Origin of the sequence: Klebsiella sp. BIGb0149 (assembly GCF_004362605.1) — a bacterium.
GTDB lineage: Bacteria > Pseudomonadota > Gammaproteobacteria > Enterobacterales > Enterobacteriaceae > Klebsiella > Klebsiella terrigena.
In genome coordinates this window covers 521109-545301 of the sequence record NZ_SNYG01000001.1, presented here as the reverse complement: position 1 = coordinate 545301, position 24193 = coordinate 521109, and the positions used below count along the sequence as shown (strand labels likewise).

Here is a 24193-nt window from a genome sequence, read left to right as displayed (position 1 = left end):
TTTGATATGCTATCGTCTTCACATACGATAAGCCTATTGGAGCGAGTCATGAAAGTATTGGTTACAGGTGGTAGCGGTTACATTGGAAGTCATACCTGCGTGCAGCTGCTGCTGCAGGGGCATGAGGTGATTATCCTCGACAACCTCTGCAACAGTAAGCGCAGCGTGCTGCCGGTGATTGAGCGTCTTGGCGGGAAAAAAGCGACCTTTGTTGAGGGCGATATCCGCAATGAAGCGTTGATGACCGAGATCCTGCACGATCACGCCATTGAGGCGGTGATCCACTTTGCCGGACTGAAAGCCGTCGGCGAATCCGTCGCCAAACCGCTGGAATACTACGACAATAATGTGACCGGCACGTTAAAGTTAGTTTCCGCCATGCGCGCCGCCGGCGTCAAAAACTTTATTTTCAGCTCCTCCGCCACCGTCTACGGCGACCAGCCAAAGATCCCTTACGTTGAAAGCTTCCCGACCGGCACGCCGCAAAGCCCGTACGGCAAAAGCAAGCTGATGGTCGAGCAAATTCTTACCGACCTGCAGAAAGCCCAACCGGACTGGAGCATTGCGCTGCTGCGCTACTTCAACCCGGTTGGTGCTCACCAGTCCGGCGATATGGGCGAAGACCCGCAGGGCATCCCTAACAACCTGATGCCGTACATTGCGCAGGTGGCGGTGGGTCGTCGCGAATCGCTGGCGGTATTCGGTAACGACTATCCGACCGAGGATGGCACCGGCGTGCGCGACTATATCCACGTCATGGACCTCGCGGACGGGCACGTTGCGGCGATGGAAAAACTGGCCGGTAAGTCAGGCGTGCATATTTATAACCTTGGTGCAGGCGTGGGCAGCAGCGTCCTGGACGTCATTAATGCCTTCAGCAAAGCCTGCGGCAAACCGATTAACTACCACTTCGCGCCGCGCCGTGAAGGCGATCTCCCGGCCTACTGGGCTGACGCCGAAAAGGCCGACCGTGAACTGAACTGGCGCGTCACGCGCAACCTTGACGAGATGGCACAGGACACCTGGCACTGGCAGTCCCGTCATCCGCAGGGTTACCCAGACTAAGGAATCGTCATGAGCGTATTTAACCCCGTCGACCATCCGCACCGTCGCTATAACCCGTTAACCGGGCAGTGGATTTTGGTTTCCCCGCATCGCGCCAAGCGCCCCTGGCAGGGGGCGCAGGAAACGCCGGCAAAACTGACCTTGCCCGCGCACGATCCGGACTGTTTCCTGTGCCCGGGTAACACCCGCGTCACCGGTGATACCAACCCGAACTACGCCGGCACGTACGTGTTTACTAACGACTTTGCGGCCTTGATGACCGATACCCCGGACGCGCCGGAAAGCGACGATCCCCTGATGCGCTGTCAAAGCGCGCGCGGGACCAGCCGGGTCATCTGCTTCTCGCCAGACCACAGCAAAACGCTGCCTGAGCTGAGCGTTGAAGCCCTGGAAGGCGTGGTTAAAGCGTGGCAGGAACAGACGGCCGATCTCGGCCAGCACTACCCGTGGGTGCAGGTGTTTGAGAATAAAGGCGCCGCGATGGGCTGCTCCAACCCGCATCCGCACGGCCAGGTCTGGGCCAACAGCTTCCTGCCGAACGAAGCCGAACGCGAAGATCGCCTGCAGAAAGCGCACTACGCCGACTACGGCACGCCGATGCTGGTGGATTACGCCCGGCGTGAGCTCGCCGACGGCAGCCGCACGGTGGTCGAAACTGAACACTGGCTGGCCGTCGTTCCCTACTGGGCGGCCTGGCCATTTGAGACCCTGCTGCTGCCGAAGGCGCACGTCCTGCGCCTGACCGACTTAACCGACGCGCAGCGCACCGATCTTGCGCTGGCGCTGAAAAAGCTGACCAGCCGTTACGACAACCTGTTCCAGTGCTCATTCCCCTACTCGATGGGCTGGCACGGCGCGCCGTTTAACGGTGAAGACAATAATCACTGGCAGCTTCACGCCCACTTTTATCCGCCGCTGCTGCGTTCCGCTACGGTACGCAAATTTATGGTCGGCTACGAAATGCTGGCCGAAACCCAGCGTGACCTGACGGCGGAACAAGCCGCCGAGCGTCTGCGCGCGGTCAGCGACGTTCATTTTCGCGAATCCGGAGAGTAACAATGAGTCTGAAAGAGAAAACCCAAGCCCTGTTTGCCGAGAAATTTGGCTACCCTGCCAGCCACACCATTCAGGCTCCGGGCCGCGTGAATTTGATCGGCGAACATACCGACTATAACGACGGTTTCGTGCTGCCCTGCGCCATTGATTATCAAACGGTCATCAGCTGTGCGCCGCGCGCGGACCGCGTGGTACGCGTGATCGCCGCCGATTATGAAAATCAGTCCGACGAGTTTTCGCTGGATGCGAAAATTGTCAGCCACGATACCCAGCAGTGGTCCAACTACGTGCGCGGCGTGGTGAAGCATCTGCAGAAGCGCAACAGCCATTTCGGCGGCGCGGATCTGGTTATTGCCGGAGACGTTCCCCAGGGCGCCGGCCTAAGCTCCTCGGCTTCGCTGGAGGTTGCCGTCGGCACCGTATTCCAGCAGCTCTATCATCTGCCGCTGGACGGCGCGCAAATCGCGCTGAACGGTCAGGAGGCGGAAAACCAGTTCGTCGGCTGTAACTGCGGCATAATGGACCAGCTGATCTCCGCGCTGGGCAAGAAGGATCACGCCCTGCTGATTGACTGCCGCACGCTGGGCACCAGGGCCGTCTCAATGCCAAAAGGCGTGGCGGTGGTGATCATCAACAGTAACTTTAAACGCACCCTGGTCGGCAGCGAATACAATACCCGCCGCGAACAGTGCGAAACCGGCGCGCGCTTCTTCCAGCAGCCGGCGCTACGTGACGTCACCCTTGCCGAGTTCAACGCCGTGGCCGCGGAGCTGGATCCGGTCGTTGCTCAGCGCGTTCGCCACGTGCTGACCGAAAACGCCCGTACCGTCGAAGCGGCAACCGCACTGGAGAAAGGCGACCTGAAGCGGATGGGCGAGCTGATGGCGGAATCTCACGCCTCGATGCGCGATGATTTTGAAATCACCGTTCCGCAAATTGACGCTCTGGTTGAGATCGTTAAAGCCACCATCGGCGACAAAGGCGGCGTACGCATGACCGGCGGCGGCTTCGGCGGCTGCATCGTCGCGCTGGTGCCGGAAGAGCTGGTGGATACCGTTCAGCAGGCCGTTGCCGCGCAGTATGAAGCGAAAACCGGGATTAAAGAGACCTTCTACGTTTGCAAACCTTCCCAGGGAGCCGGCCAGTGCTAAATCAAACCACAGAACGCGCGCCGGATGGCCAGCCGTGGCAGCTCATTACCCTGCGCAACGATGCCGGGATGGTGGTCACGCTGATGGACTGGGGCGCGACGCTGCTCTCCGCCAGGGTCACTCTGGCCGACGGCAGCGTCCGCGAAGCCCTGCTCGGCTGCGCTTCGCCGGAACAGTATACCCGCCAGGCGGCCTATTTCGGCGCCTCGGTCGGCCGCTATGCCAACCGCATCGCCAACAGCCGGTTTATGCTCGATGGCCATACCGTCAACCTGGTGCCGTCTACTGACGCCGGCCACCAGCTGCACGGCGGGCCGGACGGATTTGATAAGCGTCGCTGGCAGATCGTCAGCGCCGACGAGCGTCAGGCGCTGTTTTCACTCTCTTCCGCCGACGGCGACCAGGGATTCCCGGGGGCTTTGCAGGCGACGGCGCACTATCGCCTGACCGACGATAACCGTATTGCCATTGAGTACCGCGCCACCGTCGATCGGCCCTGCCCGGTGAATCTGACCAACCACGTCTACTTCAACCTCGATGGCCAGCAGACCGACGTTCGCCAGCATCGGCTGCAGCTCTTCGCCGACCGCTACCTGCCGGTAGAGAGCGACGGGATCCCCGGCGGCGATCTGCGCGACGTTGCCGAAACCAGCTTTGACTTCCGCGAGCCTCGGGTGCTGGCGGAGCGCTTCCTGAGCGATGACGATCAGCGCAAGGTGAAAGGCTACGATCATGCGTTCCTGCTGCAGGCGCAGGGCGACGCCGGCCGGCCGGCGGCTCACCTGTGGTCGCAGGATGAGAAGCTGCAGATGACGGTCTACACCTCCGCCCCGGCGCTGCAGTTCTATTCCGGCAACTACCTTGACGGCACGCCGTCGCGCACGGAGCAGGACTACGCGGCCTGGCAGGGCCTGGCGCTGGAGAGCGAATTCCTGCCCGACTCGCCAAACCACCCGCACTGGCCGCAGCCGGATTGCGTATTGCGCCCGGGCGAGGAGTACGTCAGCCTGACGGAATACCAGTTCATCGCCAGATAATGCCCCCGCCCTCCTGATGGAGGGCTTTTTTTCGCCACTTTGGCGTAAATTGCGCCACCCGCCGACAAAAATATAACCGCTGATTTACAAGCATCTTACACTGAGCCACTATTTTCGCTATGGTTAGGGATAAGCGTTGCCGTGAGGCAAATCACGGCAATATAATGAGAATAGTTATCAATCAATAAACGCATACACCGCAGCATTCGGGTTGTATCGATTCGGCTACTGAGTGAGTCCCGCAAAACATAGTCTCGCTATGCTCGCAGGGGGAACGAAGGCGGCCGCTGAGCCACAGCGCGAAGGACGGCGTGTTGTATTGAGGAGTGAGAGAATGGCTGTAACTAAGCTGGTACTGGTCCGTCACGGCGAAAGCCAATGGAACAACGAAAACCGCTTCACCGGTTGGTACGATGTCGATCTGTCCGAGAAAGGCGTGGGTGAAGCAAAAGCGGCAGGCAAACTGCTGAAAGAGGAAGGCTTCAGCTTCGACTTTGCTTATACCTCTGTGCTGAAACGTGCCATCCATACCCTGTGGAACGTGCTGGACGAACTGGATCAGGCCTGGCTGCCGGTTGAAAAATCCTGGAAACTGAACGAACGCCACTACGGCGCGCTGCAGGGTCTGAACAAAGCTGAAACCGCTGAAAAATACGGTGACGAGCAGGTTAAGCAGTGGCGCCGTGGTTTTGCCATTACGCCGCCGGAGCTGACCAAAGACGACGAGCGCTTCCCGGGCCACGACCCGCGTTACGCGAAGCTGACCGATGCCGAGCTGCCGGTAACTGAAAGCCTGGCGCTGACCATCGAGCGCGTGGTGCCTTACTGGAATGAAACTATTCTGCCGCGTCTGAAAAGCGGCGAGCGCGTTATCATTGCCGCTCACGGCAACTCCCTGCGTGCGCTGGTTAAATACCTCGACAACATGGGTGAAGAAGAGATCCTCGAACTGAACATCCCGACCGGCGTACCGCTGGTTTATGAGTTCGACGAAAACTTCAAGCCGATCAAACACTACTATCTGGGCAACGCTGACGAAATCGCGGCCAAAGCGGCGGCAGTAGCGAACCAGGGTAAAGCGAAGTAATTTTCGCTGGCATTAAAAAAGCGTGGATTGCTCCACGCTTTTTTTTGTTCTTAATTCCGCCCGCGCTTCGCGCAAGGACAGCGAACGGCGCTATCCGCGGCGGGCTTTCACCGCATCCGCCAGCTGGCGCAGGATGATATCCGTGTCTTCCCAACCAATGCAGGCATCGGTCACGCTCTTACCGTAGGTCAGCGGCTCTCCGCTCTCCAGGCTCTGGCTCCCTTCCACCAGATGGCTTTCAATCATCACGCCCATGATCGCCTGCTCGCCGCCGGCAATCTGCTGGCAAACGTCGCTACCCACGTCCATTTGTCTTTTAAACTGTTTGCTGGAGTTGGCGTGGCTGAAATCAATCATGATCTGCGCCGGCAGACCCGCTTTCGCCAGCCCGACCTTCACTTCGGCAACGTGCTTCGCGCTGTAGTTCGGCTCTTTGCCCCCGCGCAGGATGATATGGCAGTCGCTGTTGCCGCTGGTGTTCACAATCGCTGAATGACCCCACTTGGTCACCGACAGGAAGCAGTGCGGCGCCCCGGCGGCGTTAATCGCATCAATCGCGACTTTAATCGTCCCGTCGGTGCCGTTTTTAAAGCCAACCGGGCAGGAGAGGCCTGAGGAGAGCTCGCGGTGAACCTGAGATTCGGTGGTGCGCGCGCCGATTGCGCCCCAGCTCATCAGGTCAGCCACGTACTGAGGCGTGATCATATCAAGGAATTCGCCCGCCGCCGGCAGCCCGCTGTCGTTAATCTCCAGCAGCAGCTTACGCGCAATGCGCAGGCCGTCGTTGATGCGGAAGCTGTTATCCATGTGCGGATCGTTGATCAGCCCCTTCCAGCCGACGGTAGTGCGCGGTTTCTCGAAATAGACGCGCATCACCACTTCCAGCTCGCCTTTCAGCTCTTCTCGCAGGGTCAGCAGGCGCTCAGCGTACTCTTTCGCCGCCGCCGTATCGTGAATTGAGCAGGGCCCAATCACAACCAGCAGGCGATCGTCGTTGCCCTTGAGGATCTGGTGGATCGCTTTACGAGCATGCGCCACGGTATTAGCAGCATTTTCGGTCGCGGGGAATTTTTCGAGGAGCGCAACGGGAGGGAGTAATTCGTTGATCTCTTTAATGCGTAAATCGTCGTTCTGATAATTCATTTTCTTTCCAGCTCTGCCATCTTATCTATTTAAATGCAATCCCTCCAATCTATCTCTTCGCTCAAAAAGTGTAAACATGATTTTACAGTGACAACAGATTAATCCTGAAAATAGATTAAAATTCGCAATAAAGAAGCGAAAAACAGGCCATGAGCTACAATTTTTAACTGTTAAGACCAATCTTCACGCTGCTAATCAGTATTCCGTGCTGATGTAACTTATTGATGTGAAGCTTTTAACCATAGAGCGCGAGCGAGCGCTGGCACATGCACTGTTGGAAGAGGTTATCCGACATATCGACCATAACAGGAGCATCCTATGAAAATGACCATCCTCACCCCACTCTTTTTAGCCGCCACCCTTGGCCTGAGCAGCGCCGCCGCGCTGGCTGCAGATACCGGTGCCCAATCCAACAACGGGCAGGCCAACGCCTCCGCCGATGCCGGGCAGGTCGCACCTGATGCCCGCGCCAACGTCGCGCCAAACAAGGTTGATAACGACAAGATCAACTCTGGCGACAAGATGCTTAACTCCGACGGTTCAACCATGAACCATGATGGGATGACCAGCGACGAAGCGCATAAAAACGCGATGTGCAAGGACGGCCGCTGCCCTGAAAGCACCCCGAGCGATAACGGCAGCAAAACGGACGGCACGACACAGTAGTATCCACGCCAGAAATAAGGGCTGAAAATAAGGGGAGCCGCGGCTCTCCTTTTTTATTTTATTCACCGAAAATCGGTATGATGTCATACAGTAATAATGATAATAATCAGGGGATGACACCATGGCGCACTCGCATACTTCAGCTCAGCAGCCGCAGGATAATAACGCTCGCCGCCTGCTGCTGGCCTTTATCATCACCGCCGGCTTTATGGTGGTTGAAGCCATTGGCGGTGTGCTCTCAGGCTCTCTGGCGCTGCTGGCCGACGCCGGCCATATGCTCACCGACTCCGCCGCCCTGCTCTTCGCCCTGCTGGCCGTCCGTTTTGCCCGTCGCCCGCCCAACACCCGCCATACCTTCGGCTGGCTGCGTCTGACGACCCTCGCCGCCTTCGTCAACGCCATCGCGCTGGTGGTGATTACCATTCTTATCGTATGGGAAGCGATTCAGCGTTTTAATCATCCACAGCCCGTCGCCGGGGCGCCGATGATGGCGATAGCCGTTGCCGGGCTGCTGGCCAATATTATGGCCTTCTGGATCCTTCACCGCGGCGGCGAGGAGCGCAACCTTAACGTTCGCGCCGCGGCGCTGCACGTGCTGGGTGATTTACTCGGTTCGGTAGGGGCGATCGTCGCCGCAATAGTGATTTTAACCACCGGCTGGACGCCGATTGACCCGATTCTGTCGGTGCTGGTCTCATGCCTGGTGCTGCGCAGCGCCTGGCGCCTGCTGCAGGAGAGCCTGAACGAGCTGCTGGAAGGCGCGCCGCGTTCGCTGGATGTTGAAGTCCTGAAGCGTGACTTACGCCGCTCGGTGGCCGAAGTCCGCGACGTGCATCATGTCCACGTCTGGCTGGTCGGAGAAAAAACGGTGATGACGCTGCACGTCCAGGTTATCCCGCCGCACGATCACGACGCCCTGCTGAATCGTATTCAGGAATTTTTACACCACAAGTATGACGTTGAGCACGCGACCGTGCAGATGGAGTATCAGCCCTGCAGCGGCCCGGAGTGCCGCCTTAACATGGCTCACTCCGGACACGCCCATCAGCATCATCATTAACGAGAAAACGCGTGAGAACCCCGCTCACGCGCGCTGTTGATCCACATCCGGCTACCGTTGAGGGCAATAAAGGTCAGCAGCAGGTATTCCAGCGACATCGCATAGACGCCCTGGCGCGCAAAAATGACCACGCTGATCACGTTAATGATCACCCACAGCAGCCAGTTCTCAACGTATTTGCGGGTCATCAGGATCATGGCGGCTATCGACAGCACCATCATGCAGGAGTCCCAGAACGGGAAGGCATCCGGCTGTAGCTCCGGCATCGTCACCTGCAGCCCCAGCCCCTGCATCAGCGTCACCGCCACCCGCGTCAGGAACGCGAATACCGGATCGATAAATACCGTCATCAGGCCAATCGCCACCGCGCATGCCGCCAGCCAGCCCAGCGCTTTTGGCAGCGGTAGCCAGCGGATTTGCAGCGCGGCCTCATGGCTGCTGGTCTGCCGCGACCAGGCGTACCAGCCGTAGACGTTGGCTACGAAGAAAAATACCTGCAGCAGCAGGCTGGCATAGAGCTGGATCTGAAAGAAGATAATGGCGAACAGGGTGACGTTAATCAGCCCAAAGGCATAGTTGCCGATCTTTTCCAGACTCGCCAGCCAGATGCACAGCAGTCCGGCAATCGTCCCGACGGCCTCAATCCAGGAGAGGTCGTATCCCCCGGCGCCAATGGGTATATGTACCAAAATATTCTGCGTACTTAAAAAATCCATCTTATCCCCAGAGCGTATTGCACGCGTTGTCGGTTATCCCCGTAGTGTAGCCGCAAAATCCAGCATTCTGTTAAGCGGGATTAATGCGCCGGTCCGCAGCTGCTCGTCAACCTGAATCTCGTGCGCCGCGCCGCCGTGCTCGAGACCTTCGGCAATCGCCTTCAGGCCGTTCATCGCCATCCACGGGCAGTGGGCGCAGCTGCGGCAGGTAGCGCCTTCACCGGCCGTCGGCGCTTCCAGCAGCTCTTTCTCCGGTACCGCCTGCTGCATTTTATAGAAGATACCGCGATCGGTGGCGACAATCAGCTGGCGCTGAGGCAGCGTTCTCGCCGCATTGATGAGCTGGCTGGTAGAACCGACGGCATCGGCCATATCAACTATCGACTGCGGCGATTCCGGATGCACCAGCACCGCGGCGTCGGGGTACAGCGCCTTCATTCGGGTCAGCGCCTGGGTTTTAAACTCATCGTGAACAATACAGGCGCCCTGCCAGCACAGAACGTCTGCGCCGGTCTGTTTCTGCACGTAGTTGCCCAGATGGCGGTCCGGCGCCCAAATGATTTTTTCGCCCAGGCTATCAAGGTGCTCAATCAGCTCAACCGCAATGCTGGAGGTCACCACCCAGTCAGCGCGGGCCTTAACCGCCGCGGAGGTATTGGCGTAGACCACCACGGTGCGATCAGGATGCGCATCGCAAAATTGACTGAACTCATCAATGGGGCAGCCGAGATCGAGGGAGCACTCGGCGTGGAGCGTCGGCATCAGGATCGTTTTTTCCGGGCTAAGGATTTTTGCCGTTTCCCCCATGAAACGCACGCCGGCGACCAGCAGCGTGGACGCCGGGTGCCGGGCGCCAAAGCGCGCCATTTCAAGAGAGTCAGAGATGCACCCGCCGGTCTCTTCCGCCAACTGCTGAATTTCTGGGTCGGTATAGTAGTGGGCAACCATGACCGCATCGCGTTCGCGCAGCAGGCGCTTTATCTTTTCGCGATAAAAGTGCTTTTCATCGCGGCTTAACGGCATCGGCTTGGGGGGAAAAGGATAAATCGCCGTTTCAGGGTCAAACATTACGCTCATCTTGCAATCTCGTTTTACTGGCTTAACTCAAAGACCGTTAAAATGCCTTCACGCGGCACCGGGACGGCCGTAGTGTTTTATATGCTAAACAAGATAGCCGATTGTACAGAAAATGTCGTGGGGAATTTATCCGCAGAAAAAGGGGTAACGCGGCGGGCTGAAGCTTGTCTATCGCAGATAGCAAAAAGGCGCCCTTTTACATTGGTGGGTCGTGCAGGATATCACTCGTCTCATCCTGAGACTCGCCCTGTGGGTCGCCACAAGTGGCTATGCAAAATCGCTCCCGCCGATTTTGTCGAACCTGCACGGTTGAGCATAGTGCGCAGAAACGAAAAAAGCGCCTGAAGGCGCTTTTTTCTAAATTTGGTGGGTCGTGCAGGATATCACTCGTCTCATCCTGAGACTCGCCCTGCGGGTCGCCACAAGTGACTATGCAAAATCGCTCCCGGCGATTTTGTCGAACCTGCTGCAGGTTCTCATCCTGCACGGTTGAGCATAGTGCGCAGAAACGAAAAAAGCGCCTGAAGGCGCTTTTTTCTAAATTTGGTGGGTCGTGCAGGATTCGAACCTGCGACCAATTGATTAAAAGTCAACTGCTCTACCAACTGAGCTAACGACCCCTTGCGGGTTTACTACTTTAATCATTCAGGCTGGTGGGTCGTGCAGGATGACTCGGCTTTGCCTCGCCCTACGGGCCGTTGCTGCGCAACGTTATCCTTCACTGTCTCTACCGGTAAATACCTTAAGCGTTGGTGGGTCGTGCAGGATTCGAACCTGCGACCAATTGATTAAAAGTCAACTGCTCTACCAACTGAGCTAACGACCCGCTCGGGTACTACCTGAATCATTTTTTACTCGTCACCAACAAAGTTGGTGGGTCGTGCAGGATGACTCGCTTGCGCTCGCCCTACGGGCCGTTGCTAATGCAACGTTATCCTTCACGCTTAACATCTGAGTTAGACGTTAAAATTGGTGGGTCGTGCAGGATTCGAACCTGCGACCAATTGATTAAAAGTCAACTGCTCTACCAACTGAGCTAACGACCCGAGTGGTGGGTGATGACGGGATCGAACCGCCGACCCCCTCCTTGTAAGGGAGGTGCTCTCCCAGCTGAGCTAATCACCCGATACTACGCTGGATACTGCTACTAATTAACTTAGTAATTAGCAAGTGGTGGGTCGTGCAGGATGACTCGGCTTCGCCTCGCCCTACGGGCCGTTGCTAATGCAACGTTATCCTTCACGTTTTACTATCGCGTTCCACCAGAACGATTGGTGGGTCGTGCAGGATTCGAACCTGCGACCAATTGATTAAAAGTCAACTGCTCTACCAACTGAGCTAACGACCCACTTTTTTCGTCGCTTCAGGCTTATTCGATATCCCTTGGCAACGGCGGCATATATTACTGATTTAAGAATTCAGCGCAACAAGTATTTCGATAAAAAACATCTGACTGCTTAGGATTCACGCGACACGACCAGAAATACTGCAATTTCTGGTCATGGCATAATCATCCAAGCGCGTTAAGACGTTTCTGCGCTTGTTTCGCGCCGTCGGTACCGGGAAATTTACCGACCACCTGCTGGTAAACTGCCTTCGCTTTTGCGGTATCACCTTTGTCCTGCATGATCACGCCGACTTTAAACATCGCATCCGGCGCTTTTGGGGATTTAGGGTAATTCTTCACCACCGAAGCAAAATAGTAGGCCGCATCGTCCTTTTTCCCCTTGTTGTAATTCAACTGACCGAGCCAGTAGTTGGCGTTCGGTTGATACGTTGAATCCGGGTACTTTTTAACGAAATTCTGAAACGCAGCCATGGCATCATCCTGGCGGGACGAATCCTTCACCAGCGCAATCGCGGCGTTGTAATCGGTGTTGGCATCTCCGGTCAGCGCCGGAGCGCCGGAGTTCGCCGCTGGAGCCGCCGTAGCGGCCGCTGCGCCCTGCGCGTCGCCGGACGATGCCGCCGGCGTCTGCGCACCCGCCGCCGCCCCGCCGCTGCTTAGACCGTCAATCTGCAGCAGGATCTGTTTCTGGCGCTCAACAACCTGATTAAGCTGATACTGACTTTCCTGAATCTGGCCGCGCAGGGAATCAATATCGTTCTGGTTATCGGAGAGCTGTTGCTGAAGCTGAGTTAAAAGCTGACTGTGAGCGTTAGAAATACGCTCGAGTTGAGTGACGCGGTCTTCGACCGAGCCTGAGCCGACACTACTGATTGGCGCCTGAGCAAAAGCGGCCCAGGGGGCCGCTATGCCAACCAGTAACGACAGACTCAACAGATGATGTCTGAAGTTACTGCTCATGCAATTCTCTTAGTAAACCAGTACGGCGCGACGGTTTTTAGCGTAAGCCGCTTCGTCGTGACCCAGTACTGCAGGTTTTTCTTTACCGTAAGAAACGATGGAGATCTGGTCAGCAGAAACACCTTTGCCCTGCAGATACATCTTAACGGCGTTAGCACGACGCTCACCCAGAGCGATGTTGTATTCCGGAGTACCGCGCTCATCCGCGTGACCTTCAACGGTCACTTTATAGGACGGGTTGCTACGCAGGAAGTTAGCGTGCGCATCCAGCATTGCAGCGAAGTCAGAACGGATATCGTACTTGTCCAGATCGAAGTAAACGATGTTGTTCTGCTGCAGCTGCTGCATCTGCAGACGAGCCTGCTCTTCGGAAGACATGTTGCCGCCGTTAGCGTTAGCATCCATACCAGTGCCGGCACCCAGCATGCCTTCACCGCTCTGGTCGTTGCTGGCGTTCTTGTTGGAAGAACACGCCGCGATTGCCATAACCGGCAGAGCGATCATCAGCCCTTTCAGCACTTTGTTCAGTTGCATTTCTTTGATTCCTTTAATAATCAATTATTTATTATCACAGATACGGAGACCAGGCAGGGAATTTGACCTGTCCATCAGTCGCCGGAAGACGCGCTTTGAAACGCCCATCTGTAGAAACCAGATTCAGCACGGATCCCATCCCCTGAGAAGAGCTGTAGATTACCATAGTGCCGTTAGGTGCCAGACTTGGCGTTTCATCCAGGAACGTTGACGACAGAACTTGTACGCCACCCGCTACCAGATCTTGTTTGGCAATGTGCTGCTGGCCGCTGGCCGAGCTCACCATTACCATAAATTTACCGTCACTGCTGACGTCCGCATCCTGGTTTTGCGAACCTTCCCAGGAAATACGCTGCGGAGTACCGCCGCCAACGCTGACTTTGTACACCTGCGGACGACCGGCCTGGTCAGAAGTAAAGGCCAGGTTCTGACTGTCCGGGAACCAGGTTGGTTCGGTGTTGTTGCTGCGACCGTTGGTCACCTGACGAATCTGACCAGAGCCCAGATCCATCACGTACAGGTTCAGGCTACCGGTTTTCGACAGCGCGAAGGCCAGCTTGCTGCCGTCCGGCGAGAACGCCGGCGCGCCGTTATGCTGCGGGAACGAGGCAATCTGACGCACCGCGCCGTTAGCCAGGGTCTGAACGACCAGCGCAGAACGACCGCTTTCGAAGGTGACGTAAGCCAGCTTAGAGCCGTCCGGAGACCATGCCGGAGACATCAGCGGCTGCGGCGAACGGTGGACAACAAACTGGTTGTAGCCATCGTAGTCGGAAACGCGCAGCTCATACGGGAACTGGCCGCCGTTGGTCTGTACAACGTAAGCAATACGGGTACGGAACGCGCCCTTAATAGAGGTCAGCTTCTCAAATACCGCATCGCTGGCGGTGTGACCCGCATAGCGAAGGTACTGTTTAGTCACCTTATAAGAGTTTTGTGCCAGAATCGTACCCGGCGCACCGCCGGTGTCGACCAGCTGGTAGGCAACGTTGTAAGAACCGTCCGGGTTTGGCGTGACCTGACCTACGACCACGGCGTCAATACCCAGCGCGGACCATGCGGCAGGTTGAACTTCCTGCGCGGTTCCCGGCTGTTGAGGCAGACGCGAGCGATCCAGCGGGTTGAATTTACCGCTGTTGCGCAGGTCGGCCGCCACCACACCGCCAATATCCTCAGGTGCAGCACCCGGTCCGGCCCACTGGAACGGGACAACGCCGATCGGGCGTGCCGAGTCCACCCCTTGGGTGATCTCGATACGTACTTCTGCGTGCAGCACAGCCGCCCACAGCATTAAAAAACCAAATGCTACTCGTAATGCCTGCTTCATCATATCTCCCTTATCCGGGCGGAAAGCCCACGATAATTTAGCAGAATGTTAACAAACTCAAATACACAAAACTACCAAAACCCGGTGACAACCATAGATTGTTTTGCCCCGTTTTCACGGGGAAAACATCATTATGGTTTAAAGTCCAGAGGCGCGTTTTTGAATGTCTCATAAACAGCCTGCGACGGCGGTTTCGGGAACTTGCTCATCCGGCTGGTTGCCGCCAGCATCTGCTGACAGAAAGCAGGATCGCCTCCCTCTGACTTCACGTTCAATAACGTCCCGTCCTGGGCTATGTTCACGCGTAACGTACATGTTTTACCTTTGTACGTGTCCCAGTCATAGAGATGCCCTTTAATCGCCGCCTGAACCTGCGAAATATAGCTGGCAATTTCAGCCTGAGACGCGCCCCCCTGCCCCGGTTTACTTCCTTTAGCAGGAGATGAGCCTCCATTGCTACCGCTGGTGTTACCTTTCGGCGCATTCTTACCCGAGCTCAGGTCGCCGAGCAGGTCGTCAACGCCGTCAGCTTCTTTAGCCGCCGCGGCCTTCTTCGCGGCAGCGGCTTTACCGGCTGCGGCTTTCGCTGCGGCGGCCTTAGCCGCTTTTTCTGCGGCAGCTTTTTCGGCGGCCTCGGCTTTGGCTGCTGCTGCCTTCTCTGCAGCCGCTGCGGCTTTATCAGCCGCGGCCTTTTCAGAGGCGGCTTTGGCTGCAGCCGCTTTCTCTGCGGCTTTCTCTGCCGCAGCCTTCTCGGCGGCGGCCTGTTTAGCCGCGTCCTGCTGGGCTTTCTTCTCAGCCTGCTGCTGCGCTTTTTTAGCCGCATCGGCCTCAGCTTTCTTCTGCGCGTCTGCCGCAGCTTTCGCCTCGGCCTTCTTCTGCGCGTCAGCTGCGGCTTTCGCCGCTTCAGCTTCCGCCTGCTTTTTCGCATCTGCTGCGGCCTTAGCTGCCGCAGCTTCTGCTACTTTAGCCTGGGCATCAGCCTTCGCTTTTGCATCGGCAGCGGCTTTCGCCGCCGCTTCCTGCGCTTCTTTAGCCTGAGCGTCAGCTTGCGCTTTCGCCGCTGCAGCCGCTTTCTCTGCGGCCTCTTCAGCCTGCTTCTGCTGTTCTTTCGCTTCTTTAGCCGCTTCCTGAGCCTGCAGACGATCCTGCTCCAGCTGCTTCAGGCGCTCCTGCTCTGCGGCTTGTTTTTCACGCAGCTCTTCGGCCTGCTGCTGAGCCTGCTTTTCGCGTTGCTCAGCGGCGCGGCGCGAACTGGCCTGCTGCTGCTGCTGACGGTTGTAGTTGTTAACGACCGCCCCAGGATCGACCATCACCGCATCAATGGAAGAACCTCCTCCTCCACCGGCCGAAGTATCCAGATGCTCATCGAACGAACTCCAGATCAGCAGCGCGATCAGAAAGATGTGCAGCACGACTGAAACTATGATGGCTCGTTTAAGCTTGTCGTTTTGTTCGGTTGCCTTTGACACTATCGGTTCCCAAAAACTGTTCGCCTGTTCCCGCTGTTCTCGCAGGCGACGAGCCTGTTTCTCTCGTCGCCTGCGTCCTGCGGGCGCACATATCTGAAGCGATTAAATAGGCTTGGTCATTAAGCCAACCGATTTAACCCCTGCGCTATGCAACAGGTTAAGCGCTTTAATAATTTCATCGTAAGGTACGTCCTTCGCACCGCCGATCAGGAACACCGTTTTCTCATTGGCCTCGAGTCGGCGCTTCGCTTCGGCAATAACCTGCTCCGGCGGCAGCTGCGACAGCGTTTCCTGGCCAACTTTCACGCTGTACTGCCCGACGCCTGAAACTTCAACGATCACCGGCGGTTCGTCGTTGCTTTTAACCGCCTGCGATTCGGTAGCATCCGGCAGGTCGACCTCTACGCTCTGCGTAATGATCGGCGCTGTTGCCATAAAGATCAGCAGCAGCACCAACAAGACATCCAGCAGCGGAACGATGTTGATCTCGGACTTCAGTTCGCGACGTCCGCGTCCACGTGCTCTGGCCATGGCTTACCCCTTATTGCTTTCGCTGCTGGTAAACGCCTGACGGTGCAGAATCGCGGTGAACTCTTCCATAAAGTTGTCGTAGTTCAGTTCAAGTTTGTTCACCCGCTGGTTCAAACGGTTGTAGGCCATTACCGCCGGGATTGCGGCAAACAGACCGATTGCCGTGGCGATAAGCGCTTCGGCGATACCCGGCGCAACCATCTGCAGAGTCGCCTGTTTCACCGCCCCGAGGGCGATGAAGGCATGCATAATCCCCCAAACGGTACCAAACAGGCCGATATACGGGCTGATGGAGCCGACGGTTCCGAGGAACGGGATATGCGTTTCCAGGGTTTCCAGCTCGCGGTTCATGGAGATACGCATGGCGCGCGACGCCCCTTCAACCACCGCCTCTGGCGCATGGTGGTTTGCGCGATGCAGGCGGGCAAACTCTTTGAAACCACTATAGAAAATCTGTTCCGAACCGGCCAGGTTATCGCGACGCCCCTGGCTTTCCTGATACAGGCGAGAAAGCTCAATACCCGACCAGAACTTGTCTTCAAAGGCCTCAGCCTCGCGGGTTGCGGTATTGAGGATACGCGTTCTCTGAATAATGATAGCCCAGGAAGCGATAGAAAAACCAATCAAAATCAACATGATAAGTTTAACCAGAAGGCTGGCCTTCAGGAACAAATCAAGGATATTCATGTCAGTCACTGCTTAAACTCCGCGACAATAGACTTGGGAAGCGCACGAGGCTTCATTAAGAGTGGATCAACGCACACAATGAGAACCTCAGCTTCGTTTAACACTGTATTCTCGGCGTTGACGATTCGCTGCGTGAAGACCAATGAGGTGCCTCGCATCGAAGATATTTCCGTCTGGATTTCGAGCATGTCGTCGAGTCTGGCGGGCGCAAAATATTCAAGCGTCATTTTGCGAACCACGAAGGCAACTCGCTCAGCCAACAAAACCTGCTGACTGAAGTGATGGTGACGCAGCATCTCCGTACGTGCTCTTTCATAAAAAGCGACGTAGCTGGCGTGGTAAACCACACCACCGGCATCGGTATCTTCGTAGTAGACCCGAACCGGCCATCGAAACATATACTTATTCATTCCTGCTGCCTCTTTGTTGGCTTCGTCCGCTCACGCCAGTCACTTACTCTTGTAAGCTCCCGGTGAGTTGCGTACCTGCCGCCGCGATGCATTGAGAATGCCGTTGTATATCGCGTTGTGTTCACTTTACATCCCGGTAATGCAAAAAAAGATTAGTGCTTTCAAACTTCGCTACTATACGCGCGGGAATCGTGGTTTGGAATGGGAGAAAGTAAACGGCGAGTAAATTTTTATGGGCTTATGCAAGCCCATGAGGTTACCAGAGTTCTCTTATACTTTTATCGTTCAAAAGAAGAAAAAGAAAAGCCCGGTAATGAGGACAATATCAGCGATAAGTGGACAGAAAATCCCCTGCCAGAAGACGGCGCGCGGACGAAAGCCCACGCCGTGGATAACGCCGGCACAAACGGCCCACATCAGCAGGAAACCATGCCAGATTTCAAGCTCGCTGGTTTTCGCCGCAAAGCGCGACGGATCCCAGAAAATGCAGCCCGCCAGCAGCAGCGCCATCACCAGAGAAAGCGCCCTGAGCGGGCGCTTATCCATTATCGCATAGATATATTTTATCATTCGTGTTGCCTCCTTGTTGGCTGCGCCCGCTTACCCCAGTCGCTTACCTCCGTAAGCTCCCGGGGATTCCCAGGCTTGCCGCCTCGATGCAACCCGACTGATTTCGTATATCGCGTTGCGATAACTATCATCAGTGTTCTTCTTTACCTGCTTTGGTGGCTTCCACGTGCTCAAGCGCCAGCGCGGTGATAACCCCAAAAGCACAGGCAAGAAGCGTTCCCAAAATCCATGCGAAATACCACATATATATAGCTCCTTACCTTAGTACAGCGAGTGGGTGTTCTTTTCGATGTCTTCTCTGGTGATGCGGCCAAACATTTTCCAGTAACACCAGCTGGTGTAGCCCAGAATAATCGGCACGAAGACAATCGCCACATAGGTCATCAGGTTCAGCGTCAGCTGGCTGGAGGTCGCATCCCACATGGTCAGGCTAACGTTCATCATCGAGCTGGACGGCATGATGAACGGGAACATAGCGATACCCGCAGTCAGGATGATACACGCCAGGGTAATGGAGGAAGAGACAAACGCCAGGGCGCCCTTCTCCAGACGTGAAGTCAGAATAGTCAACAGCGGCAGCACGACGCCCAGCGCAGGGATTGCCCACAGCGACGGCATGTTGTTGAAGTTAACCATCCACGCGCCGGCCTGACGCGCCACTTCTTTGGTCAGCGGGTTAGACGGCGCCGCACGGTCGATAACCGAGGTCACCACGTAACCATCGATACCGTAGACCACCCAAACGCCCGCCAGCAGGAAGCAGACCAGCGTGACCAGTGCCGCAACCTGTGAGGTGACGCGAGCGCGCAGGTGCAGTTCACCGACGGTACGCATCTGCAGATAGGTCGCGCCCTGGGTCAGGATCATCGCCACGCTCACTACGCCGGCCAGCAGGCCAAACGGATTCAGCAGCTGGAAGAAGTTACCCGTGTAGTACAGGCGCATGTATTCATCCATGTGGAACGGCACGCCCTGCAGCAGGTTACCGAACGCCACGCCGATCACCAGCGGCGGCACGAAGCTACCGATGAAGATGCCCCAGTCCCACATGTTACGCCAGCGGGTGTCCTCAATCTTCGAGCGGTAGTCGAAACCAACCGGACGGAAGAACAGAGACGCCAGCACCAGAATCATTGCCACATAGAAGCCGGAAAACGCCGCGGCATAGACCGTCGGCCAGGCGGCAAACAGCGCGCCGCCCGCGGTAATCAGCCATACCTGGTTTCCGTCCCAGTGTGGAGCAATGGAGTTGATCATGATTCGACGCTCGGTGTCGTTACGACCGAGGAAGCGGGTGAGCATGCCCACCCCCATGTCGAAGCCATCGGTGACGGCAAAACCAATCAGCAGAATGCCGATCAGCAGCCACCAGATTAAACGCAATACTTCATAATCGATCATTTGACGACTCCTGTCTTAGCGTGCCGGCTGAGTAGTCGCGGAAGACTGCTCAAAATGGTAGCGACCGGTTTTCAGGCTGCTTGGGCCACGGCGTGCGAATTTGAACATCAGGTACAGCTCCGCCACCAGGAACAGGGTGTACAGACCGCAAATCAGCAACATCGAGAAGATCAGGTCAGCGGCGGTCAGCGAGGAGTTCGCCACCGCGGTCGGCAAGACCTCACCTATCGCCCACGGCTGACGGCCATATTCAGCAACGAACCAGCCGGATTCGATGGCAATCCACGGCAGAGGAATCGCGTAAAGCGCGATGCGCAGCAGCCATTTTTTCTCGCCAACCTGATTACGGATAACCGTCCAGAAGGAGGCCGCAATGATACCCAGCATCAGGATGCCGCAGGCAACCATGATACGGAAGGCAAAGTACAGCGGAGCCACGCGAGGGATCGAGTCCTTCGTTGCCAGCGCAATCTGAGCTTCCGTCGCGTCGGAGACGTTAGGCGTATAACGTTTCAACAGCAGCCCGTAGCCAAGGTCTTTCTTGACGCTGTTGAATTGGTCGCGAACGGCCTGATCTTTCGAACCGGCGCGCAGCTCTTCAAGCAGGGTGTAGGCTTTCATGCCGTTGCGGATACGCGCTTCGTGCTGAACGAGCAGCTCTTTCAGACCGGTAACCTGCTTATCCACGGAGCGGGTGGCAATAATCCCCAACGCATACGGAATTTGAATCGCGAAGCGGTTTTTTTGCGCATCCTGATCGGGAATACCAAACAGGGTGAAGGCGGCCGGTGCCGGCTGAGTTTCCCATTCGGCTTCGATAGCCGCGAGTTTGGTCTTCTGCACGTCGCCCATTTCGTAACCGGACTCATCACCGAGAACGATAACGGAGAGAATAGCGGCCATACCGAAGCTTGCCGCGATGGCAAAGGAGCGTTTAGCGAAGGCGAAGTCGCGACCGCGCAGCATATAGTAGGAGCTGATGCCCAGAACGAACATCGCGCCGCAGACGTAACCAGAGGCGACGGTGTGGACAAACTTCACCTGAGCTACCGGGTTCAGCACCAGCTCGGAGAAGCTGACCATCTCCATACGCATGGTTTCGAAGTTGAAGTCCGAGGCGATCGGGTTTTGCATCCAGCCGTTAGCAACGAGGATCCACAGTGCGGAAAGGTTGGACCCCAGAGCCACCAGCCAGGTCACCGCCATGTGCTGTACTTTGCCCAGACGATCCCAGCCGAAGAAGAACAGACCGACAAAGGTAGATTCGAGGAAGAAGGCCATCAGCCCTTCAATGGCCAGCGGCGCACCGAAGATATCGCCCACGTAGTGCGAGTAATAAGACCAGTTTGTCCCGAACTGGAACTCCATGGTCAAACCGGTTGCTACACCCAGCGCAAAGTTGATACCAAACAACTTGCCCCAGAATTTGGTCATATCTTTATAAATCTGTTTGCCGGAAAGGACGTAAACCGTTTCCATGATGGCCAGCAGGAACGCCATACCGAGCGTCAGTGGCACAAAAAGGAAGTGGTACATCGCGGTCAAGGCAAACTGTAAGCGCGACAGTTCGACTATATCTAACATCATGACTCCTTGCTCATCGCATGAAGACTCCGAGAGTGAACCCCGTTAGAAAGGGTCACACACATGCCCCAATACAAATTTATTTGCGCCCTTTCGCCGTACCCTTTCTTCCGGAGAGGAAACGGTAATGGAGAAAAGTTACAAACATGTTAAAAAAACACCCAAATTGATCCCGTGGTTATATTACGCTGCAAATCCCTTACAATAAATAGGTTTTTATTGAGATAAATTTGCGCTTTTCGACAGCGATCAATTTATAGCGAAAATACCGGTTTTCGGCCAATTTGATCGGCGACAATTTAACTCCATTTCTCATTTTTTTCCAACAGTTAAACATTGATTTAAATCAATTTTCATTTTGAATGTTAATTATGTTTACTATGTGCAACGCTAGTAAACGATAGGTTAAGGATATGTTTTGCGAAGGTGTCATCAGTTACTGAAAATGATAGTCGATTTATTTAAAGCCGGATCCTCTTTTAAGCTGAAGGAACAATGCCGGGACGAGAGACTATCGGCAAATAATGTCGCATAGCTCACGGATTTTTTTTATCAAGTTATTAGCCGTTTATTTTCAACTTATTTTATTTATCATTGTTTTTACCAACACTTAACACCGCTGGGGAACTATCCCACAATCAACGAAGCAGGGATGCCGCTCCGCTACCGCTACGAAGTTCTGGCCATGCCTCGCGCCACAACGCTGACGGCGTAAGAATAATGCTCAATGCTGGTCAGCCCTCCCCTCTCCCGCCCTACAAAAAATAAATATATAACAAAGGGTTCCGCCATCACCTCCGGCGTTTAAAAAAACATATGCAGAAAACCGCCCTCGCCCAGGCACTGTTTTATACCCGTTGAGAATTAATTTAAAAACGATTTAATAACGTCATTAAATAGTTATTTTACATCGCCGATAAAAATAACAGTCCGCGTGTAAATATAAACCCGGGCTTATTTAAGCCGCTGTTCATAGCCCTTACCCTGTAAACGAAATGAAAGTAACCCCTTGATTAACATTGATTTAAATGAGGTTATTAAACCTTCAGGTGGTCCTGCATTGATAGTCAATGCTCCTGAGGAGAGCGCGTAAAAAAACGGCCCGAGTCACGGGCGTTATTGAGCACCGTAGTCGGCGCAACGGAAAAGATCGGAAATATCAGCGGGAGCGGCATAAAAAAGGCCACCGGAAGGTGGCCAACCATGTCGAAACTGGACCGGCCCCGGTCTATTCAATAGCAAGCATCAAATAGCAGGGGCCGTTTTATTACATTTACTTAATGATAGATTTCAGCGCTTCGCCGATGTCTGCCAGGCTACGGACGGTTTTCACACCGGCCGCTTCCAGGGCAGCAAACTTCTCGTCAGCCGTGCCTTTACCGCCGGCGATGATGGCGCCAGCGTGGCCCATACGCTTGCCTTTCGGCGCGGTCACACCGGCGATATAACCCACTACCGGCTTGGTCACGTGCTCTTTGATGTAGGCTGCCGCTTCTTCTTCAGCGCTGCCGCCGATCTCACCGATCATCACGATCGCTTCGGTCTGCGGGTCTTCCTGGAACAGCTTCAGGATATCGATGAAGTTAGAACCCGGGATCGGGTCACCGCCGATACCGACGCAGGTAGACTGGCCGAAGCCGTAGTCAGTAGTCTGCTTAACCGCTTCATAGGTCAGCGTACCGGAACGGGAAACGATGCCCACTTTACCCGGCTGATGAATGTGGCCCGGCATGATGCCGATTTTGCATGCGCCTGGGGTGATAACGCCCGGACAGTTAGGGCCGATCATGCGTACGCCGGCTTCATCAAGCTTCACCTTCACGGTCAGCATATCCAGCGTCGGGATACCTTCGGTGATGGTGATGATCAGCTTAATGCCCGCATCGATAGCTTCCAGAATGGAGTCTTTGCAGAACGGAGCCGGTACGTAGATAACGGTCGCGGTAGCGCCGGTTGCGTCAACGGCTTCGCGCACGGTGTTGAACACCGGCAGGCCCAGATGCGTGGTGCCGCCTTTGCCCGGCGTCACGCCGCCGACCATTTGCGTACCGTAAGCGATCGCTTGTTCAGAGTGGAAAGTCCCCTGGCTACCGGTGAAGCCCTGGCAGATAACCTTGGTGTTTTTATCAATTAAAATGGACATTATTTCCCCTCCACTGCAGCAACAACCTGCTGCGCTGCGTCCGTCAGACTTTTCGCTGCAATAATATTCAGGCCGCTGTCAGCCAGTTTCTTCGCGCCCAGTTCGGCGTTGTTACCTTCCAGACGAACGACCACCGGAACGTTAACGCCCACTTCCTCTACCGCGCCGATAATGCCGTCAGCGATCAGGTCGCAACGCACGATACCGCCGAAGATGTTAACCAGTACGGCTTTAACATTGCTGTCGGAAAGGATGATTTTGAACGCTTCGGTAACGCGCTCTTTGGTTGCGCCGCCGCCAACGTCAAGGAAGTTAGCCGGTTCGCCGCCGTGCAGCTTAACGATGTCCATGGTACCCATCGCCAGGCCTGCGCCGTTAACCATACAGCCGATGTTGCCGTCCAGCGCAACGTAGTTCAGCTCCCACTGTGCAGCCTGGGCTTCACGCGGATCTTCCTGAGACTGGTCGCGCATTTCACGCAGGTCCGGCTGACGGAACAGGGCGTTGCCATCAGCGCCCAGCTTGCCGTCGAGGCAGATCAGGTCGCCCTGTTTGGTGATAACCAGCGGGTTGATTTCGATCAGTGCCAGATCGCGCTCCAGGAAAATGTTCGCCAGGCCCATGAAGATTTTGGTGAACTGCTGAACCTGCTTACCTTCCAGACCCAGTTTGAACGCCAGCTCACGGCCCTGGTAAGGCATCGGGCCCGCCAGCGGGTCGATAGCAATTTTGTGGATCAGGTGCGGCGTCTCTTCCGCCACTTTTTCGATTTCCACGCCGCCTTCGGTGGAAGCCATGAACACAACGCGACGGGAGCTACGGTCAACCACGGCGCCAAGATAGAGCTCTTTGGCGATATCGGTCGCCGCTTCAACCAGGATTTGGTTAACCGGCTGGCCGTGCGCATCCGTCTGGTAGGTCACCAGGCGTTTGCCCAGCCAATGTTCAGCAAATGCGCGAATGTCTTCTTTGCTGTTAACTACTTTCACACCGCCCGCTTTACCGCGGCCGCCAGCGTGAACCTGACATTTCACTACCCACGGACCCGCACCGATTTTTGAAGCGGCTTCTTCTGCTTCGCGCGGAGTAGTACAGGCATAACCCACCGGCGCCGGTAAGCCATAGCGGGCAAACAGTTGTTTTGCCTGATATTCATGTAAGTTCATGTGTT

23 protein-coding genes and 5 tRNA genes are annotated in these 24193 nt (G+C 55.8%); 7 read left to right on the top strand and 21 right to left on the bottom strand.

What is annotated here, in order from left to right; genetic code table 11:
• The first annotated feature begins 48 nt into the window (after positions 1 to 48).
• The 5 genes from galE (at position 49) to gpmA (ending at position 5396) form a co-directional block, all read left to right on the top strand.
• Complete coding sequence (gene galE / locus EDF75_RS02625) at positions 49 to 1065, top strand: UDP-glucose 4-epimerase GalE (RefSeq protein WP_133596885.1); 1017 nt, start codon at positions 49 to 51, stop codon at positions 1063 to 1065.
• A 9-nt stretch (positions 1066 to 1074) separates the two neighbouring features.
• Positions 1075 to 2121, top strand: a complete 1047-nt coding sequence (galT, locus tag EDF75_RS02620) for a galactose-1-phosphate uridylyltransferase (RefSeq protein WP_041144655.1) — start codon at positions 1075 to 1077, stop codon at positions 2119 to 2121.
• 2 nt (positions 2122 to 2123) lie between these two features.
• A complete protein-coding gene (gene galK / locus EDF75_RS02615) occupies positions 2124 to 3272 on the top strand; it encodes a galactokinase (protein WP_133596883.1) in 1149 nt (382 codons plus the stop codon).
• Positions 3266 to 4309 (top strand): galactose-1-epimerase, encoded by a 1044-nt coding sequence (gene galM / locus EDF75_RS02610; protein ID WP_133596881.1) that lies wholly within the window; start codon positions 3266 to 3268, stop codon positions 4307 to 4309. Before galK ends, galM begins: the two co-directional genes overlap by 7 nt.
• Positions 4310 to 4643: 334 nt before the next feature.
• Positions 4644 to 5396, top strand: coding sequence for a 2,3-diphosphoglycerate-dependent phosphoglycerate mutase (gene gpmA / locus EDF75_RS02605; RefSeq protein WP_041144652.1), 753 nt, complete (start codon positions 4644 to 4646; stop codon positions 5394 to 5396).
• Between the two features lie 90 nt (positions 5397 to 5486).
• Here gpmA and aroG read toward each other — a convergent pair whose 3' ends face one another.
• On the bottom strand, positions 5487 to 6539 hold the full coding sequence (gene aroG, locus EDF75_RS02600; RefSeq protein ID WP_095095194.1) for a 3-deoxy-7-phosphoheptulonate synthase AroG: 1053 nt from the start codon (positions 6537 to 6539) through the stop codon (positions 5487 to 5489).
• 318 nt (positions 6540 to 6857) lie between these two features.
• On the opposite strand from aroG, the gene EDF75_RS02595 reads away from it, so the two are divergent.
• Together EDF75_RS02595 and zitB are read left to right on the top strand one after the other, a co-directional pair.
• The gene (locus EDF75_RS02595; protein ID WP_041144650.1) at positions 6858 to 7205 is read left to right on the top strand and encodes a YbgS-like family protein; all 348 of its coding nucleotides are present in this window, start codon (positions 6858 to 6860) and stop codon (positions 7203 to 7205) included.
• 121 nt (positions 7206 to 7326) lie between these two features.
• Positions 7327 to 8265: a CDF family zinc transporter ZitB gene (gene zitB / locus EDF75_RS02590; protein ID WP_133596879.1), complete on the top strand. Its 939-nt coding sequence runs from the start codon at positions 7327 to 7329 to the stop codon at positions 8263 to 8265.
• Here the strand turns inward: zitB and pnuC are convergent.
• The 20 genes from pnuC to sucC form a co-directional block, all read right to left on the bottom strand.
• A complete protein-coding gene (gene pnuC / locus EDF75_RS02585) occupies positions 8262 to 8981 on the bottom strand; it encodes a nicotinamide riboside transporter PnuC (RefSeq protein WP_133596877.1) in 720 nt (239 codons plus the stop codon). The genes zitB and pnuC overlap by 4 nt on opposite strands.
• A gap of 33 nt (positions 8982 to 9014) precedes the next feature.
• The gene (gene nadA, locus EDF75_RS02580; protein ID WP_133596876.1) at positions 9015 to 10058 is read right to left on the bottom strand and encodes a quinolinate synthase NadA; all 1044 of its coding nucleotides are present in this window, start codon (positions 10056 to 10058) and stop codon (positions 9015 to 9017) included.
• Positions 10059 to 10602: 544 nt separating this feature from the next.
• Positions 10603 to 10678: transfer RNA gene (locus tag EDF75_RS02575), tRNA-Lys, on the bottom strand.
• A gap of 130 nt (positions 10679 to 10808) precedes the next feature.
• Positions 10809 to 10884 (bottom strand) — tRNA-Lys (locus EDF75_RS02570).
• A 144-nt stretch (positions 10885 to 11028) separates the two neighbouring features.
• Positions 11029 to 11104, bottom strand: a tRNA-Lys gene (locus EDF75_RS02565).
• 3 nt (positions 11105 to 11107) lie between these two features.
• Positions 11108 to 11183, bottom strand: a tRNA-Val gene (locus tag EDF75_RS02560).
• A gap of 147 nt (positions 11184 to 11330) precedes the next feature.
• Positions 11331 to 11406, bottom strand: a tRNA-Lys gene (locus EDF75_RS02555).
• 162 nt (positions 11407 to 11568) lie between these two features.
• On the bottom strand, positions 11569 to 12366 hold the full coding sequence (gene cpoB / locus EDF75_RS02550; RefSeq protein WP_133596874.1) for a cell division protein CpoB: 798 nt from the start codon (positions 12364 to 12366) through the stop codon (positions 11569 to 11571).
• A 9-nt stretch (positions 12367 to 12375) separates the two neighbouring features.
• The gene (pal, locus tag EDF75_RS02545) at positions 12376 to 12900 is read right to left on the bottom strand and encodes a peptidoglycan-associated lipoprotein Pal (protein ID WP_004859700.1); all 525 of its coding nucleotides are present in this window, start codon (positions 12898 to 12900) and stop codon (positions 12376 to 12378) included.
• A gap of 34 nt (positions 12901 to 12934) precedes the next feature.
• Positions 12935 to 14227: a Tol-Pal system beta propeller repeat protein TolB gene (tolB, locus tag EDF75_RS02540; protein ID WP_041144645.1), complete on the bottom strand. Its 1293-nt coding sequence runs from the start codon at positions 14225 to 14227 to the stop codon at positions 12935 to 12937.
• A gap of 131 nt (positions 14228 to 14358) precedes the next feature.
• Entirely contained in the window at positions 14359 to 15696 is a 1338-nt protein-coding gene (tolA, locus tag EDF75_RS02535) for a cell envelope integrity protein TolA (protein WP_133596872.1), read from the bottom strand.
• Between the two features lie 102 nt (positions 15697 to 15798).
• Positions 15799 to 16227, bottom strand: a complete 429-nt coding sequence (tolR, locus tag EDF75_RS02530; protein ID WP_015367661.1) for a colicin uptake protein TolR — start codon at positions 16225 to 16227, stop codon at positions 15799 to 15801.
• A gap of 3 nt (positions 16228 to 16230) precedes the next feature.
• Entirely contained in the window at positions 16231 to 16923 is a 693-nt protein-coding gene (gene tolQ, locus EDF75_RS02525; RefSeq protein WP_133596870.1) for a Tol-Pal system protein TolQ, read from the bottom strand.
• Entirely contained in the window at positions 16920 to 17324 is a 405-nt protein-coding gene (ybgC, locus tag EDF75_RS02520) for a tol-pal system-associated acyl-CoA thioesterase (RefSeq protein WP_041144642.1), read from the bottom strand. Before ybgC ends, tolQ begins: the two co-directional genes overlap by 4 nt.
• Before the next feature lie 285 nt (positions 17325 to 17609).
• Positions 17610 to 17894, bottom strand: coding sequence for a cyd operon protein YbgE (ybgE, locus tag EDF75_RS02515; protein ID WP_041144641.1), 285 nt, complete (start codon positions 17892 to 17894; stop codon positions 17610 to 17612).
• 130 nt (positions 17895 to 18024) lie between these two features.
• Complete coding sequence (gene cydX, locus EDF75_RS02510) at positions 18025 to 18138, bottom strand: cytochrome bd-I oxidase subunit CydX (RefSeq protein WP_004100325.1); 114 nt, start codon at positions 18136 to 18138, stop codon at positions 18025 to 18027.
• 17 nt (positions 18139 to 18155) lie between these two features.
• Positions 18156 to 19295 (bottom strand): cytochrome d ubiquinol oxidase subunit II, encoded by a 1140-nt coding sequence (gene cydB, locus EDF75_RS02505; RefSeq protein ID WP_133596868.1) that lies wholly within the window; start codon positions 19293 to 19295, stop codon positions 18156 to 18158.
• A gap of 15 nt (positions 19296 to 19310) precedes the next feature.
• Positions 19311 to 20879, bottom strand: a complete 1569-nt coding sequence (cydA, locus tag EDF75_RS02500) for a cytochrome ubiquinol oxidase subunit I (RefSeq protein ID WP_133597973.1) — start codon at positions 20877 to 20879, stop codon at positions 19311 to 19313.
• A gap of 1273 nt (positions 20880 to 22152) precedes the next feature.
• On the bottom strand, positions 22153 to 23022 hold the full coding sequence (gene sucD / locus EDF75_RS02495) for a succinate--CoA ligase subunit alpha (protein WP_041144638.1): 870 nt from the start codon (positions 23020 to 23022) through the stop codon (positions 22153 to 22155).
• Entirely contained in the window at positions 23022 to 24188 is a 1167-nt protein-coding gene (gene sucC, locus EDF75_RS02490) for an ADP-forming succinate--CoA ligase subunit beta (protein WP_041144637.1), read from the bottom strand. Before sucC ends, sucD begins: the two co-directional genes overlap by 1 nt.
• Between the last annotated feature and the right edge of the window lie 5 nt (positions 24189 to 24193).